The organism is Peribacillus sp. V2I11, assembly GCF_030817135.1.
In the GTDB taxonomy this organism is placed as follows: Bacteria; Bacillota; Bacilli; order Bacillales; family DSM-1321; genus Peribacillus; species Peribacillus simplex.
Genome location: NZ_JAUSYW010000001.1, coordinates 2,140,294 through 2,156,246, shown reverse-complemented (window position 1 = coordinate 2,156,246; position 15,953 = coordinate 2,140,294). Strand labels below are relative to the sequence as shown.

The following is a 15,953-nucleotide window of genomic DNA, read 5'->3' as shown; positions in this document are numbered from 1 at the left end:
ATGATACATCGTATGAATAAAAATACGGTGTATTACTATTTTATGACTTGTAAAACATTTCACGGATTAAACTGCTAGGGAAGAAGTGGAATGAAATTAAATATTAATGAGTGGAAGATCATGAATAACACTTTTTCAATGGGAATTGAGGTGGAAACAGAGAAATGAGAAAAGGACGTCTAACATATAAACGGAGATCCAGAAGGGCTTTAAAGGATTATTCATATATAGGGGTATGGGGCATCATATTGGTTATTATGCTGCAGCAAATGAATATAAATGGTTTTTTCAATCTTAGATCCGCAGCCGCAGCAGCTACTGTAAAGCTATCATCGGAACAAAGTACTGTAAGTCTAGGGGACCAAATAAGGCTAGAGGTAAACACGACTATAGAAGAAGCAGAAATTTTTTCAGTAAAAGTTCCTGAAGGGTTGGCATATGACCAAGATGCTACAAGGCAATCATTGCAAAGTAATGGTAGTCCACCCATAGTGGATTATGAATCTGGTAAAAATGAAATCACTATAGCATATAGTGAACAGCAAATAGGTGAAAATGAAGTTCATTTATTCTTTCAGGCCCAAACGGCCGGGAACTTTGTGGTAGTTGCAACTTCTGATGAGAACCAATCAAATGAGATCAGCATAAATATAGAGGCCATAGAAAAGGATGTACCAGAAATAGAGGGGGAAACGGTAGAAGAGGATGAGGCAAAGGCTGACGTTGGAGAAATAAAAGAAGAGCCTGAAGAATCGGGCCAAGTTGCGGAAGAAAAGGAAGAGCCTAAAGAATCGGGCCAAGTTGCGGAAGAAAAGGAAGAGCCTAAAGAATCGGGCCAAGTTGCGGAAGAAAAGGAAGAGCCTAAAGAATCGGGCCAAGTTGCGGAAGAAAAGGAAGAGCCTGAAGAATCCGGCCAAGTTGCGGAAGAAAAGGAAGAGCCTAAAGAATCGGGCCAAGTTGTGGAAGAAAAGGAAGAGCCTGAAGAATCGGGCCAAGTTGTGAAAGAAAAAGGAGAAAACGAAAAAAAAGATGGTGTAAATGTAGATGCTAAGCAAGAGGATGCATCAATTGATCAGAGTGGTCAAGAGACGGAACAGGGTCTTGAAGTTTTAGCTAAAGAGGAAGAAGATCTTTCAGAAATGGATCCTTCCAATAGTGTTGAAGGAAATATTATGGTTACTGCTTTAGCCGCTGACGAAATAGAGGTTGATAGTTGGGATACTTTTGTAGCGGCGGTGAAAAACACTTCCATATCTAAAATAAATTTAACTGAAGATATTGAAAATCCAAGTGCTTCTGGTGATACTCCAGGGTTACGGACTTACCAGGTAACCAGAGACTTGGAGATTAACGGAAATGGATTTAGGCTTTCCTTTAAAAACTCATCCATTTATTTAGGGAATCCAACCAATGGTATGGGTAACTTCCATATGCACGATATCGTATTGGCACAAAGCTATGCAGGTGCATATTCAGAAGATATAGTCGGCTCAAGGCTTATAGCATCATACACAGGAAAATGGAAATATCGATTTGGTAATATCACTACGGAGGCCTCCGTACAAAGACTAGCTAGGGCTCAATATGCCGAAGTAACCATTTATGGAGAAATGAATATTGATACCCGTGCCGAAAATTTTTATCTAGGTAGCCTCAAAATGGAAAATGGCACAAAATACTCCGGGAATGTAAATTATTATGACTTCTCGATATTTTATTACAATCTCCCTGCAAGATCAGGGGATACTGGGGAATCCAAGGAATTTACAATCGGTGATGAAAGTATTGTTCAGCTGACTCAGTCTCAAAAAACAGGGGTAACCTATCCCGCAGTCTATCTGTATTACAAAGATATCACGGTAGGGGAGAACTCTAAGCTAGATATCAACATGCCCGGAAATGCTGTTAGATTAGAGTATGGAAATGGCTCATTTACTGCAAAAAGCGGCTCGTACACCAATTTAACAAGCAGGCAATCTTCTGGATCTGTTGTTGAATACAGATCAAGTAATAATTCTTTCTATGTTGCTCCCAATGCTGAATTATATGTTATTGGGAAAAGTTCGACGCCATTAATTAATTTAGGATCTGATCCTAGCCATAGGGGCAATACCTTCACATTGGATAATCCCAAACAATATGATTTACGGAATATGGGAAATAATACTGCGGTCGGTTTGGGGGCAGATACCTCTGCATCAGGATATGCGAATACTTTCAAAATCAATGAATCCGATATCGATTTATGGAAAACTGGCAGTAACGTATTGGGGCCATCAAACTTTTCATATGCTGCAGTCGAAAACTTTACTGCTACTGGCCGTCATTCTGGTACTGCCGGCCGTCAAACGGTAGTTTCCTCTGAACCGGCATTACAAACCGGGTTCAATACAACGTACTATAGGCGAATTGCGGGAATGAATACAAAACCTATAGTAGAGTTTGAACCAGTGACGGATGCTGATTTAACCATTAAGGCAAGGGTGAAAATCGGGGAAGCACCTGATAATGATGGCCTGGATGAGAACGGTGTCGTTCATTATATGGATGTTTATGCTTCCGAAAACCAGGCCAGTGTTGATATCACTGATACCCATGGTAAAGTTCATGGGGATTTAAAAACGGATGCAAATGGCTATGTGCAGTATATGGATCCGATTTTTAATGTTGGCGGCCAAAAGATGTCTGGAGTATCAACAAGAGGGCCTTGGGTACAAGATGGACAATCCGAAACGACGGTATATGATGTAACCCCGCCAACACCGGCAGAGGTATCACTTCAAGAGATTGAGGAAGGAACATATCAGATCATGGGAACTGCTGATGAGGTGGGAGCAACCGTTCTTATTGAAGTGGGCGGGGAGCCGTTAAAGGATGCTGAAGGAAATCTTATTACAACGACAGTAGCTGAAGATGGAAGTTGGTCCATTGATTTACCAACACCATTAACCGCAGGCCAAACTGTACAAATCTTACTGAATGATAATACCGGTGAAATTACAGGGTTATCCGATGCTCCATTAACGAACAATTATATGGGGAATGTAAACCCGGCTGTATCAACTGAATATCATGATGCTATTTTTAAAGCAGGTCCATTACTTACTGTGGTCGAATACTCAGGAAGTTTAACATTGCTTGCACCAGACTCTTTATCCTTTGGCAGTGATGTTAGGATATCACCACAAGATAAACGCTATCAAATTGAATCGATGGATCAGAAACTTGGTGTACAGGATAATCGGAAACATAAATCCACTTGGAAGCTGAAAGCGGCCTTGGCGGAGGACCTTTACAACTCTTTTTATGATAGTACGTTATCTCTGGTTTATTCAAATAACGGTAGTGACACAGTGCTTTCACATACAGGGTCGCTTATTTATGAACATCTCAGTACCGATGATGAACCACTATATATAAATGACTTATGGTACGGAGACACAAAAAATGGCTTGTTTGTCGAGACGAAGGCTGGAGAAGCTAGAGTCGGGGAATATGAGGCAAAGATTAAATGGTCATTGGAAGATACTCCAGCAAATGAATGAAAATGGATGGAGGTCGTCAAAGAATCTTCATCAAATTAACCGTAGTAGAAATTGATATTTTAATAATAATGCCAACAGATGCCCCGGCAAAGCTTTATCTGTTGGCGGATGTATAAAGAAAAGAAAAGAAAATCATACATCGTAATTAGGATACGATGCGTAATTTTCATCAACTGGGGGTTATCAGATGAAAAAGAAAGCTATATGTACTTTATTGTTAGTAAGTTTACTATCCATCATTTTCCCTTTTACTATACCTAAGGGCTCGGCTGCGGAATTTAATTTTGGCGTTGAGACAGTCGTTCCAAAAAATCAAGTTGATAAAAAAAAGACATACTTTGATTTGTTGGTGGAACCAGGTCAAAAACAAATACTGGAAATCAACTTGCGTAATGATACAGATGATGATGTTAAAATAAACCCGCTTATCCATAGTGCAACGACAAACCTTAATGGTGTAGTTGAATATGGGGAAAATGATAAAGAAGCGGATCCAACTTTACTTTATAAGTTGGAAGATATAGTGAAGACGGAAGAGGAAGTTATCATTCCGGCAAAAGGAAACTACGTATTAAAGCTGGATGTAACGGTACCAAAAAAAGAGTTCGATGGTGTAGTGGCTGGTGGGATCATCCTTCAGGAAGATACTGAAGGTACTGATGAAAAACAAAATAAGAATGAGGATAATAAAGGATTATCGATCAAAAATGAGTTCGCCTATGTCGTCGCCATTTTATTAAGGGAAAATGAGAATGAAATCAAACCAGAACTTCAATTGAATGATGTATTCCCAGATCAAGTAAATGCAAGAAACGTAATCAATGTTAATATCCAAAATACCATGCCCATGTATATGAATCAAATGACTGTGAAATCGAAAGTGACCAAAAAAGATGATAGTCAAGTTCTGTATGAGTCTAATAAAGAGGGCATGCAGATGGCCCCGAACTCTAATTTTGATTATCCGATCTCTTTGAATGGTGAAAGGCTTGAGGCTGGTGATTATACATTGGAAATGACCGCTGCCTCCATGGGAGAAGAATGGCATTGGACACGCGACTTTAAGATTGATGGGGATATAGCAAAGAAGCTTAATGATAGTGATGTGACCATTCAGAAGGATAATACGTGGCTCTATGTAATAATAGGGGGCATCGTCATATTATTAGCCTTAATTCTATGGGTAATTATTATGCGAAGAAAGAAAAAAGAGAATGAAGAGACTAGAAAACAAATAGCCAATGTTGATGAATAGGATGAATGATGTTATATGATTCCATTTGAGATGCTAAAAAAAAAGAAAGTTAAAATATGTGATGTTTTATCCATTATTATATTCATTGTTCTTTTATTAATGGGGTTTTTGTTGGTTCTTTCACCTTGGTTAAAAGAAGCGGTAATTAAAAAGGAAATCGAAAAGTACAATATAGTTAGTTTTTCTGAAGAAGAAATCCAAGATAATGTTGATAATAAAAAGCCCTTTTCTGAGAATGCCAGTATAGAAGCTCCTGATTTTCTAAAGGTATTAGTGAATATTCCTTCAGTGAAACGTGAAGACGTGATAGGTGCAATAGTAATTGGGGGTAATATAGTATCTTTACCGATCTTACATGGAACGAATACACAAAATTTACTTGTAGGTGCCACGACAGTAAAAAACGATCAAGTAATGGGTAAAGGCAATTATGTGCTGGCTGGACATCATATGAGAGATGACCGCCTGTTGTTTGGGCCTTTATTAAAGATTGAAAAAGGGACATATATTCATATAACGGATAAACGGCAAATCTTCACCTATAAAGTAAAAGCAAAGAAGATTGTCCAGGAAACGGAAGTTAGTGTTCTGGAAGATACAGGAAGTCCCAGACTTACTCTGATCACTTGTGATGTTACGGGGATCGATACGGACAAACGTGTCATAATTACAGCGGAATTAGTAGATACGAATGATAATTCCAATCAGGCTGAATTCGAGGGAAAGTATGGATACGGAATGGGTACAGAGCCGTCTTGGTATTCAAATGTTACTTATTTCCTTTGGGTTTCATTAGTGGTAGGCTTACCGTGTGTACTGGTGCTCATCATGTTAATCATAAAGAGACGAAAAGATGAGGGGAGATAGTGTTATCTCGCCTTTTTCATTTGGAATGATTTATCAGGATATGTTTGGTCATCAGTAGTTGGATGATCTTCTAGTAAATACGTTTGGCGGAATGCTAGGTTATGTCATTTTTCAAAGTCGGCATCCATCGAAAAACCGTCAAGTTGTTACTGTAGATGTACTTAATGAAAGTATTTCGTTCAGCATGAACAATAGGAAAAGCTCAGGGCTGATGAACTGGGCTTTTCCTATGTTCTTAAATGATTTTTATGTTAGAGGTAGATAGGTAAAAAGATATATTGATATCTTGCTTTCCAATGCTTTTCAATAATAAATACCTATATAAGCTAAATACTCACCGCTTTTAACCGATTAAATATGGAGATACAAAAAACAGTATAAGTTAGGTGGAAATGTCACCAATTCTTCTAAAGGTGTTAGAGGAACAGCAAATTCCAGTATTGGAACAAGGGCAATGGGGAGACAGATTAACATCAGAAAAGCTAAACATTCAAAAGGGTACAGAATTTTTCAAGTCCATGGAAATGGACCAAAGAATTCTTACAAACTCTGAAAATGGCATAACATTATTAGGTCATTTTCAACCGAATAGCAATGAATACATTTGGTCAAAGTTATTGAAGGATAAGAGTCAGGTGCGAAATTTGACGAAATCTTTATATCCTGATTTCTATTTCCAAGATATTGATTTATCCATAATAAGTGACCTGGATAAAAACCAAATACCGTTTCCGGTAGTTATCAAACTCAATATTGGCTATTCAAGTGTAGGGGTGCAAAAAGTCAAGAATGAGCAGGATTGGGATAGAGCCGTGAACCAGCTTAAAGCGGATTTACTTCATTCGGATGGATTATACGATTCAGAAGTGGTCGGTTCCCAGACCGTTTTAATAGAAGAGTGGATTCAGGGTGAAGAGTATGCCATTGATGGTTATTACAATCAAGATGGTGAACCGGTCATTTTGAATGTCTTCAAACGATTATTCAAGGATGACTATGATACTTCCGATCGAATCTATTATACTTCGAAATTGGCCATTAATGAAATCTATCATGATGCACTGAGGTTCATGAGGAATATCCAAACGGTCCTTCCACTTAGGAATTACCCTGTACACTTTGAAATTCGCCAGAAAGGAAACCGGGTGATACCCATCGAAATCAATCCTCTGCGTTTTGCCGGGGCGGGTACAACGGATCTAGGTTACCATGCCTATGGAATGAATATGTATGAGCACTATTTTTCAGGAACGAAACCCGATTGGGATCGGATATTGGAAGAGATGGACGATCATATATATAGCTTTTTCTTTGCAGAGGTTCCACTGGAAATCAATGTGGAAGATGTTGCAATGATTGATCATGATGGACTTCGACATGAATTCGGACATGTCTTGGAATATAGGCAGCTTCCTTTTCAAAAGGACCGGAGCATGGCAAACATCTTTTATAGAAGTGAGAATTTGAATGAAAATCTCCAATTGCTCCATTTGGATTTAATACCATATTTGACTATAAAACACCTGGTTTTCAACTAAGGGGGGCATGGAAATGAGATTTTCAAAGCTGAATCCTAAAAGATCTCTTTTGGCAAAACTATTCTTGTTTTATATTATTCCTTTCGTACTTTTCGCATGGGCCATGGGTCTTTGCTTTTCCTATATTACTAATAAAATGATCAATGAGAATGTCCTTCCGCAATTCGATGATCGCCTTTCTGAAAATGTCCACAGTTTAGCAGCAAGCCTCAATCCCACTTTAATAAGCAAAGCTTCGGTACGGGGAAAAGAGATTAAGCGGAAGTTAGATGACTTTGTTAAAGATAAGAAGGGAATCGAATATGTTTATGTTTTGAAGCGGGAGAACGATGCCGACATGATTGTAGCCTTGAACGGCAGCGAGGACTACATGGTGGAATCCCCTTTCACCCCGGAACAGGCAAAATCGAAAAATGGAAAAGAAGATGTATTAAGTGAAATATATAAGGATAAGTGGGGTATACACAAGTCATACTTTACATCCATCTAAGGAACGGACGCGATTGTGGGAATCGATATGGATGCAAAATTCATTAGTGAATTGAAAAGCAGAATGATATTCTACAATATCTTATTTCTTGCTAGTGCCATTATATTAAGTGTGCTATGCGCCGTTGTCATCGGGAAAAGGATCTCGGGCCCCGTCAATGAACTTGTTGGTTACACGAATGAAATGGCAAAAGGGGACTTATGTAAATCGATTCCCGTTGGTAGACAGGATGAGATTGGCGATCTTTCAAATGGATTCGAAGATATGAGATTGAGTTTGGCCCATATCATCCAGAGTGTACGTGAACACGCTCAAACGATGAATCAAACGACAGTGTCCATTCAGCAATCCTTTGAAGAGATGGTGGAATCCTATGGCCAGATAGTGACGGGGACAACGGAAGAAGCAAAAGCTTCAGAAGAACGTGCCCATCATATTGACCGAATTTCCTATATGATCAGTGACTTATCGGATATAATCCGTTTAATGAACGAGCAAACGAATGAAATGAATGAATTTTCCATGCATACGAATACACTTGCTGAACAAGGAAGTAAGCAAGTGAAGATGTAACGAGCCAGATGGATAAAATCATGGAAAACGGCCAAGCGAATAAAGCCAATTTGGTGAGCCTGGAAGAGGATGTAGTGAAGATAAATTTTAATAAGAGTGATTGCTTCTCAAACGAACCTGCTATCCCTGAATGCTTCCACTGAAGCGGCACGGGCAGGGGATGCCGGCAGAGGTTTTGCCGTAGTCGCTCAAGAGGTGTAAAAATTGGCTGTGCAAACAGATGAATCCATAATGCGGATTAATGAACAAACAGCCAAAGTCATCCAAAATAATGATGAGAGTTTTCTGGATATATTAAATGGTGTTCCCTTGGTGGAAAACAATGGCGAGATTTTCAATGAGATATTTGAATCCGTAGAGAAATTGCTGAAAGGCACGGAACAATTAGCCGCCCATTCGAAAAATCAATGAGTCTTCGGATGAAAGCCTGGCATCCATTCAGGAAATTGCAGCGATTTTAGAAGAAGGAGTCGCAACAACGGAGCAAATCTCGGCAGCTGCAATTCAACAAAGTACCATAATGACAGGATTGAAGGAACAAAATGAGGATTTAGCAAATGAATCGGCGATTTTAGAAGGAATGGTAGAAAAGTCATTACCGAAAAATAAATATTTGATGTAAACATTTACAAAAACCTTTCGTTATTACGGGAGGTTTTTGTTTGGATGAATGCATGTGAGAGTTCATGTGAGCCATTAGCTGTAATAGATAGAGTCACTTTGGTTACTGCTTAATTTTTAATCGAATTTAGAGAGTATTAAAAAATTGCTGGAAAAAAGTTTTTCCAAACTATTTGCAATCGCTACCATTTAATGTTATGCTTAGTCTTAATTATTTTTGTTCGGTACTAAGGATACTAAAAGTACTACTTTTCGTTTTCGATGATGACTTAGAGCAAGGATAGTAATACATTGTGCTTAGATGCACTAGGAGGCAACAACAATGGAACAAGGTAAAGTAAAATGGTTTAACGCAGAAAAAGGTTTTGGATTCATCGAACGCGAAAACGGAGACGACGTATTCGTACATTTCTCAGCTATCCAAAGCGAAGGTTTCAAATCTTTAGACGAAGGCCAAGAAGTTACTTTTGAAGTAGAACAAGGTCAACGCGGACCTCAAGCTTCTAACGTTCAAAAAGCATAATTTCACAAACAAAAAAAGACGGATCCTTATAGGGTCTGTCTTTTTTTATTTGTGAAAATACATAACAAAAAACCCTGCTCAACGATAAGCAGGGTAAATGGTACAAGTAAAGTAAAACGCTTAAAAAGGTTTGACTAAGTATATCATAGTTTTTCTAAAAAATACTAAATTAAATATTTTATACTTTTCAAGGTATCGATAGGTAATTACTGAAATCATTGGAATGAAGGGACGTGAAGGAATTTATGTCCCTTCTTTTTTTCGCATGAAGATAGGAAATAGGACAGCCTGCCCTTTTTGTTCAGCAAAATTCCAGGGGAGCAACGTGAAACAAAAAAACGATGGCCCACATATAAAAACATAAGGGCACTTTCACTAACTTGGTGAAGGAGAAAAGATTTTTATACATTCAAATATGGATTTGAATATTCAGGGAATTATGTTATATTATAATCAAACGAAGATTTGAATGAGAGGTGTGAGAAGATGACGGAACTGAAAGATATATGTGATGTCCACCTGCATGATGAAGTGAAGGTTAATCGTATTCAAGAGGAAATGAGCCAGGTGAATATAACCAGCATGTCGAAGCTGTTTAAAGTTATAGGCGATGAAAATAGGGCGAAGATAGCTTATGCGCTCTGTACGGACGAGGAATTGTGTGTGTGCGATCTGGCCAATATCATTGGTGCTTCGATGGCGACAACGTCACATCATCTTCGTACCCTTTATAAACACGCAATCGTAAAATATCGAAAAGAAGGAAAGTTGGCTTTTTATTCTTTGGATGATCACCATATAAAGCAATTGATTCTCATTGCATTAGAACATCAGCAGGAGGTAAGGGTCGATGGCTGAGTCCCCAATGAAAACATATCGTATCCAGGGTCTATCCTGCACGAATTGTGCGGCTAAATTCGAGAACAATGTCCGTGAACTAGAGGGTGTGAAGGATGCCAAAATCAACTTTGGCGCCTCGAAGATATCGGTACAGGGCAGCGCGACTATCGAAGAGATTGAAAAGGCGGGAGCTTTCGATAACCTGAAGATCCGCGGTGAACAGGAACAGGCAACTCAAAAGGAACCATTTTGGAAGCAAAAAGAAAATATTAAAGTGGTGTTTTCGGTTATCTTATTGCTGGTCAGCTGGATATTGGATAATCGATATGCTGATGGAAGCATCATGCCGGTAATCGGTTATGCGGCTGCAATCATAGTTGGAGGATATTCATTATTTGTCAATGGTTTGAAAAACCTTGTAAGGCTTCGCTTTGATATGCACACCCTTATGACGGTTGCCATTATCGGGGCGGCCGTGCTTGGTGAATGGGGCGAGGGCGCGACCGTCGTCATTCTATTTGCGATAAGTGAAGCGTTGGAAAAATATTCGATGGATAAAGCCCGTAATTCTATAGAATCATTAATGAACATCGCACCTAAAGAAGCCTTGATCCGTAGGGGGCATCACGAAATGATGGTTGCTGTCGATGAGATTGAAGTGGGCGACATCATGATTGTTAAACCGGGTCAAAAGCTTGCTATGGATGGCAGGATCATGAAAGGGGCCTCGACACTTAATCAAGCGGCCATTACTGGGGAATCCGAGCCGGTTTTTAAAACGGTTGAGGGTGAAGTATTTGCAGGAACCTTAAATGGTGAAGGGTTGCTCGAAGTGGAGGTCACGAAGCGAGTCGAGGATACGACGATTGCAAAAATCATCCACCTTGTTGAAGAAGCACAGGCCGAAAAGGCTCCTTCCCAAGCCTTCGTGGATAAATTCGCAAAATTCTATACGCCGGCCATTATGCTCATAGCCTTGGCCATTGCCGTGTTACCCCCGATTGTGATGAACGGGGATTGGAGTGAATGGATTTACCGGGGGTTGGCCGTACTGGTTGTCGGTTGTCCTTGTGCTTTGGTCATTTCTACGCCCATCGCTATTGTGACGGCTATCGGAAATGCTGCGAAGCATGGTGTGCTGATTAAAGGCGGGGTCCATTTGGAGGAAGCAGGAGCTTTAAAGGCGATTGCGTTTGACAAAACGGGTACTTTAACAAAGGGCGTACCTGAAGTGACTGATTTCACAGTGTTATCTGATGATTTGAATGAACAGGACGTGCTGGCTATCGCAGCTGCTTTAGAAAGCAGATCACAGCACCCCCTTGCCACGGCCATTCTTCAAAAGGCAGAAAACCACGATGTGGACTATCATTCTTTATTGGTAGAGGATTTTACTGCGATCACCGGTAAAGGTTTAAAAGGGAAAATCAATCAAGGAATCTATTACATTGGTAAACCCCACCTTTTTGAAGAAGAGGCAGGTTTAGTTTTCTCTGATGATGTGCTTAAATTAATCAGCGTCTATCAAAATACAGGGAAAACGGTGATGGTGCTTAGCGATCAAGTGAAGCTCCTGACACTCATCGCGGTGTCTGATGAAATAAGGGAAAGCAGTAAGGAAGCAATTCGAAAACTTCATGCATTGGGCATTGAAAAAACGATCATGCTAACTGGGGATAATATCGGAACTGCAAAAGCAATTGGAGCGGCAGCTGGCGTTCATGAGATTGAGGCGGAGCTATTGCCACAAGATAAATTGACCATTATCAAACGATGGAAACAAAAATATGACCGTGTGGCCATGGTAGGCGATGGTGTCAATGATGCTCCGGCCTTGGCAGCTTCCACGGTAGGAATCGCAATGGGCGGGGCGGGTACAGATACGGCCCTTGAAACAGCCGATATTGCCTTAATGGGTGATGACTTATCGAAGCTGCCTTATACAATCAGCTTAAGCCGCAAAACATTAAAAATCATTAAGCAGAACATCACGTTTTCATTGGTGATTAAAATCCTGGCCTTATTATTGATAGCGCCGGGCTGGTTAACACTTTGGATGGCGATTTTTGCCGACATGGGTGCGACGTTATTAGTTACATTGAATAGTCTTAGGTTATTGAGAATAAAAGAATAGAATAATATGGGCTCCCTGGTGCATCTTAAGGTGCATCAGGGAGCTTTTATTTATAGGCTTTCCAATTGTTTCATGTGAAACTTTGAAATTAATTAATCGGTCCTGTTGTTGAAGTTTTTTTAGTAAAAGGAAGTCGGATAAAAACACTTGCTTGGGCAGCAATCGTTATGCAAGTGATGTCTGGTATGCTACAATGTGGCTGGCTTTTAGCTATAGGGAGTAAGGTATGTACGGAAGGGATTTGAAATAATGGAATTACAGCAGAGGGCAATCTTGGTTGGAGTTAATCTCAACGGTCAAAAGGATTTTGAGTATTCAATGGAGGAATTGGCCAATTTAACGGAAGCATGTGAGGTGGAGGTTGCAGGAACCATCACACAAAATTTGCATCGGGTGAACTCATCACATTTTATTGGCACCGGGAAGATCGAGGAAGTAAAAAATCTCGTTGAGCATAAAGAAGCTAATGTCGTCATTTTTAATGATCAGCTCTCCCCTTCGCAACTTCGTAATCTGGAGAGGGACATGGATTGCAAGGTGATCGACCGGACAATCTTGATTCTGGACATCTTCGCGCATCGGGCGAAAACGAAGGAAGCACAGCTTCAGGTAGAAGTGGCAAAGCTCCAGTATATGCTCCCGCGCCTCGTTGGTTTGAGGGAGTCATTAGGGCGTCAGAGTGGCGGAGTCGGTACGAACAAAGGTGCAGGTGAAAAGCAGTTAGAGCTTGACCGCAGGAGAATCGAGGAAAATATAAGTGTTTTGAATAAAGAACTGGAAGACCTTGTTGCGCACCGGCAAACGCAGAGGAAACAGCGGAAAAAGAATGCGATCCCTGCCGTATCCTTAGTCGGTTATACCAATGCAGGTAAATCTTCGATCATGAATGCTCTGATTGAGATGTTCCATCCAACAGCCGAGAAGCGGGTGTTGGAGAAGGATATGCTGTTCGCTACGCTTGAGACATCCGTACGAAACATTCCGCTTCCGGATAAAAAGGAATTTTTATTGACGGATACGGTGGGATTTGTGTCTAAATTGCCCCATCATCTTGTGAAAGCATTCCGATCCACATTGGAAGAAGTGGTAGAAGCCGATCTGTTGATCCATGTTGTCGATTTTTCCAATCCTAATCATGAGCAGCAAATAGAGATTACGGATAAGACTTTAAACGAGATAGGCATTAAAGGGATTCCAACGATTTTTGCCTATAATAAAGCGGACCTTACCGATTTGGATATCCCTCAGGTGAATCGTGGCTCTGTGTATATGTCAGCAAAAAACAAAGTCGGCATCGAGGAATTGATAGATCAAATTAGCAAGTATATTTTTGTCGACTATACTCGCTGTGAAATGCTGATTCCATTTGATCAAGGGCAGCTGGTTTCTTATTTCAATGAAAATGGTCACATAACGGAAACTGAATATGAGGCAAATGGATATCGAATAAAGCTTGAGTGCAAGAAAACGGATTATGAGAAATATAAAAGATACGTTATTCATCCGAAATGAACCTGCTTGTTGATAAAATGTTAACGGTTTGTTGATAAGTGGAAAAGTCGATTTATTAATGTGGATAACTTTTGCTGGAATGCTTCTGTTCTGCGTAAACAAAGAGAAAAACACCATATAATATGTGAATAAGTTGTGGATAAAATTGAAAAGCCCCAGGAAACCAAGGATTGAGTTTCTGGGCTTTTTTTATGTGGACAAAGTGTTGATAAGTAGGTATTCAGAAAAAATCATCCAACGAGTATCATGATGAAAAGTAAGTTTGAATGTAGAAAAATGCCGATGTTTATCATTTATTGTTAGGAAATATAACATGAATATTACATATTGCATATCTACCGGATGGAAATCCTTTACACTTTGTATAATGTAACTTGCTTTTTAACATTATAAAATAAAGAATACTCAATTCTCTGATCCATTATCAAGATTTGAGTTTTTAAGATTAGTAGGGGGGGCTTTTTGTGGCCGAAGGAAGCGGGGATCGAGGCGTGACCAGTCAGAGAATGATAAAAAATAATAATAAACGGAACGAGAGAATTTTTTTGTCTAGGAAATCGCCATGACTGTTTGTTGTATAAATTGAAAAACCATGTTGCATTGCTTTTAATATGAGGACAGTAGAAAGAAATGCATGCAATTCCTCCCTTTTTATTTTTCAAAATAAATTTTTGGAAGGAGAAATAGCGGATGAGTATGACGAGCCCGTTAAAAGGTGGCCTAGAGATTAACTTTCAGGAAGCGGAGAGGGGTTTATCCCCAAGGGAAGCTTTGGAAGAATCGAATCGATGTTTATACTGCTATGATGCCCCATGTATCCAAGCCTGTCCGACCGGAATAGATATTCCAGGTTTCATTAAGAAGATAGCTTCAGGTAATTTTAAAGGGTCGGCCAAGACAATCATGACGGCCAATCCTGTCGGTGCCAGCTGTGCGCGAGTATGTCCGACTGAAGAGTTATGTGAGGGGGCATGTGTCCTTAACCATTCTACAAAGCCAATCATGATTGGCAATCTCCAGCGTTATTCCACAGATTGGGCCATCCAAAATAAACAAGCCCTATTCAAGGCCGGGAAGAAGAATGGCAAAAAAGTTGCCATTGTAGGAAGCGGTCCGGCGGGTTTGTCTGCAGCAAGGGAATTAGCCTTGCTTGGTTACAGTGTAACCATTTTCGAAGCGGAAAAGAATCCAGGCGGATTAAATACTTACGGAATTGTATCGTTCCGTTTGCCTCAGAACATTTCTTATTGGGAAGTTGAACAAGTAAAGAGTTTGGATGTTGAAATTAAAACGAATACACGGGTCGGAGTGGATGTTTCCGCAAATCAGCTGACTGCCGACTATGATGCGGTCATTTTAGCGATCGGCATGTCCGATGTTCCTAAGCTTGGAATTGAAGGGGAGGATTTGGCTGAAGTTTATGATGCAATCGATTTCGTAAAAGCAACGAAAACAGGGGCAATCACTGATAAATACATTGGGAAGAAGATGGCGGTAATAGGGGCTGGAAACACGGCGATCGATGCCGCGACCTGTTCTGTACGCCTGGGCGCCGAACAGGTGAGCATTATTTACCGTCGTACCCAAAAGGAAATGACAGCCTATGATTTTGAATTTGAGTTTGCCAAACAAGAAGGTGTCGGGTTTCACTGGCTGACTGCCCCATCCAGGATCCTATCGGATGAAAGCGGTCAAGTCACGGGCATCGAGTGCGTAAAGATGGTGCTAAGCGAGGCAGGGGAAGATGGCCGGCGCCGTCCAGTCCAAATGCCCGGTTCAGAGTTCGTCATACCGGTCGATGGGGTCATTCGTGCTATAGGCCAATCCAGGTATGTAGGATTGATTGAACAGTTCGGCATTCAACATGATGATGGCGTCGTAACATTGGAGGGTGATTCTTACAGGACATCGAATGAAAAGATCTTTGCGTGCGGTGACGTGATTTTCGGAAAAGGACAAGGAGAGGCAATGGTTGTTTCAGCTGCCCAGCAAGGGAAGAAGACAGCCTATGAAATTGACTCGATTTTGATGGGCGAAGCGGTGGATATTGCTTAA

At 40.3% G+C, this 15,953-nt stretch carries 12 protein-coding genes and 1 pseudogene; all 13 read left to right on the top strand.

What is annotated here, in order from left to right; genetic code table 11:
- Positions 1-164 precede the first annotated feature (164 nt).
- The 13 genes and pseudogenes from QFZ73_RS10250 to QFZ73_RS10190 all read left to right on the top strand — a co-directional run bounded on the left by QFZ73_RS10250 (position 165) and on the right by QFZ73_RS10190 (position 15,953).
- Complete coding sequence (locus QFZ73_RS10250) at positions 165-3,545, top strand: pectate lyase-like adhesive domain-containing protein (protein ID WP_307265859.1); 3,381 nt, start codon at positions 165-167, stop codon at positions 3,543-3,545.
- A gap of 187 nt (positions 3,546-3,732) precedes the next feature.
- Entirely contained in the window at positions 3,733-4,800 is a 1,068-nt protein-coding gene (locus QFZ73_RS10245; protein WP_307265857.1) for a WxLIP family cell surface protein, read from the top strand.
- A gap of 15 nt (positions 4,801-4,815) precedes the next feature.
- Positions 4,816-5,667 carry a class A sortase gene (locus tag QFZ73_RS10240; RefSeq protein WP_307265855.1) on the top strand — a complete coding sequence of 284 codons (852 nt, stop codon included), beginning with the start codon at positions 4,816-4,818 and terminating at the stop codon, positions 5,665-5,667.
- Positions 5,668-6,059: 392 nt separating this feature from the next.
- A complete protein-coding gene (locus tag QFZ73_RS10235; RefSeq protein ID WP_307265853.1) occupies positions 6,060-7,205 on the top strand; it encodes an ATP-grasp domain-containing protein in 1,146 nt (381 codons plus the stop codon).
- 13 nt (positions 7,206-7,218) lie between these two features.
- Positions 7,219-7,695, top strand: a complete 477-nt coding sequence (locus QFZ73_RS10230) for a hypothetical protein (protein WP_307265851.1) — start codon at positions 7,219-7,221, stop codon at positions 7,693-7,695.
- 15 nt (positions 7,696-7,710) lie between these two features.
- Positions 7,711-8,268, top strand: coding sequence for a HAMP domain-containing protein (locus QFZ73_RS10225; protein WP_307265849.1), 558 nt, complete (start codon positions 7,711-7,713; stop codon positions 8,266-8,268).
- Between the two features lie 90 nt (positions 8,269-8,358).
- Positions 8,359-8,466 (top strand): annotated as a pseudogene (locus QFZ73_RS10220) (methyl-accepting chemotaxis protein); the annotation flags it as partial.
- Positions 8,467-8,472: 6 nt separating this feature from the next.
- Complete coding sequence (locus tag QFZ73_RS10215) at positions 8,473-8,679, top strand: hypothetical protein (protein WP_307265846.1); 207 nt, start codon at positions 8,473-8,475, stop codon at positions 8,677-8,679.
- A 532-nt stretch (positions 8,680-9,211) separates the two neighbouring features.
- Complete coding sequence (locus tag QFZ73_RS10210; RefSeq protein WP_034304915.1) at positions 9,212-9,412, top strand: cold-shock protein; 201 nt, start codon at positions 9,212-9,214, stop codon at positions 9,410-9,412.
- A gap of 486 nt (positions 9,413-9,898) precedes the next feature.
- Positions 9,899-10,270 carry an ArsR/SmtB family transcription factor gene (locus tag QFZ73_RS10205; RefSeq protein ID WP_251435890.1) on the top strand — a complete coding sequence of 124 codons (372 nt, stop codon included), beginning with the start codon at positions 9,899-9,901 and terminating at the stop codon, positions 10,268-10,270.
- Positions 10,263-12,386, top strand: coding sequence for a heavy metal translocating P-type ATPase (locus QFZ73_RS10200; RefSeq protein ID WP_307265844.1), 2,124 nt, complete (start codon positions 10,263-10,265; stop codon positions 12,384-12,386). The genes QFZ73_RS10205 and QFZ73_RS10200 overlap by 8 nt, the downstream gene beginning before the upstream one ends.
- Before the next feature lie 246 nt (positions 12,387-12,632).
- Positions 12,633-13,898, top strand: a complete 1,266-nt coding sequence (hflX, locus tag QFZ73_RS10195) for a GTPase HflX (protein ID WP_251435982.1) — start codon at positions 12,633-12,635, stop codon at positions 13,896-13,898.
- 696 nt (positions 13,899-14,594) lie between these two features.
- On the top strand, positions 14,595-15,953 hold the full coding sequence (locus QFZ73_RS10190) for an NAD(P)-dependent oxidoreductase (RefSeq protein ID WP_373459004.1): 1,359 nt from the start codon (positions 14,595-14,597) through the stop codon (positions 15,951-15,953).

Excerpts from the sequence above, each read along its gene's own strand:
- QFZ73_RS10250 (WP_307265859.1), top strand. The coding sequence starts at position 165 with ATGAGAAAAGGACGTCTAACATATAAACGGAGATCCAGAAGGGCTTTA.
- QFZ73_RS10245 (WP_307265857.1), top strand. The coding sequence starts at position 3,733 with ATGAAAAAGAAAGCTATATGTACTTTATTGTTAGTAAGTTTACTATCC.
- QFZ73_RS10240 (WP_307265855.1), top strand. The coding sequence starts at position 4,816 with ATGATTCCATTTGAGATGCTAAAAAAAAAGAAAGTTAAAATATGTGAT.
- QFZ73_RS10235 (WP_307265853.1), top strand. The coding sequence starts at position 6,060 with ATGTCACCAATTCTTCTAAAGGTGTTAGAGGAACAGCAAATTCCAGTA.
- QFZ73_RS10230 (WP_307265851.1), top strand. The coding sequence starts at position 7,219 with ATGAGATTTTCAAAGCTGAATCCTAAAAGATCTCTTTTGGCAAAACTA.
- QFZ73_RS10210 (WP_034304915.1), top strand. The coding sequence starts at position 9,212 with ATGGAACAAGGTAAAGTAAAATGGTTTAACGCAGAAAAAGGTTTTGGA.
- QFZ73_RS10205 (WP_251435890.1), top strand. The coding sequence starts at position 9,899 with ATGACGGAACTGAAAGATATATGTGATGTCCACCTGCATGATGAAGTG.
- QFZ73_RS10200 (WP_307265844.1), top strand. The coding sequence starts at position 10,263 with ATGGCTGAGTCCCCAATGAAAACATATCGTATCCAGGGTCTATCCTGC.
- QFZ73_RS10190 (WP_373459004.1), top strand. The coding sequence starts at position 14,595 with ATGACGAGCCCGTTAAAAGGTGGCCTAGAGATTAACTTTCAGGAAGCG.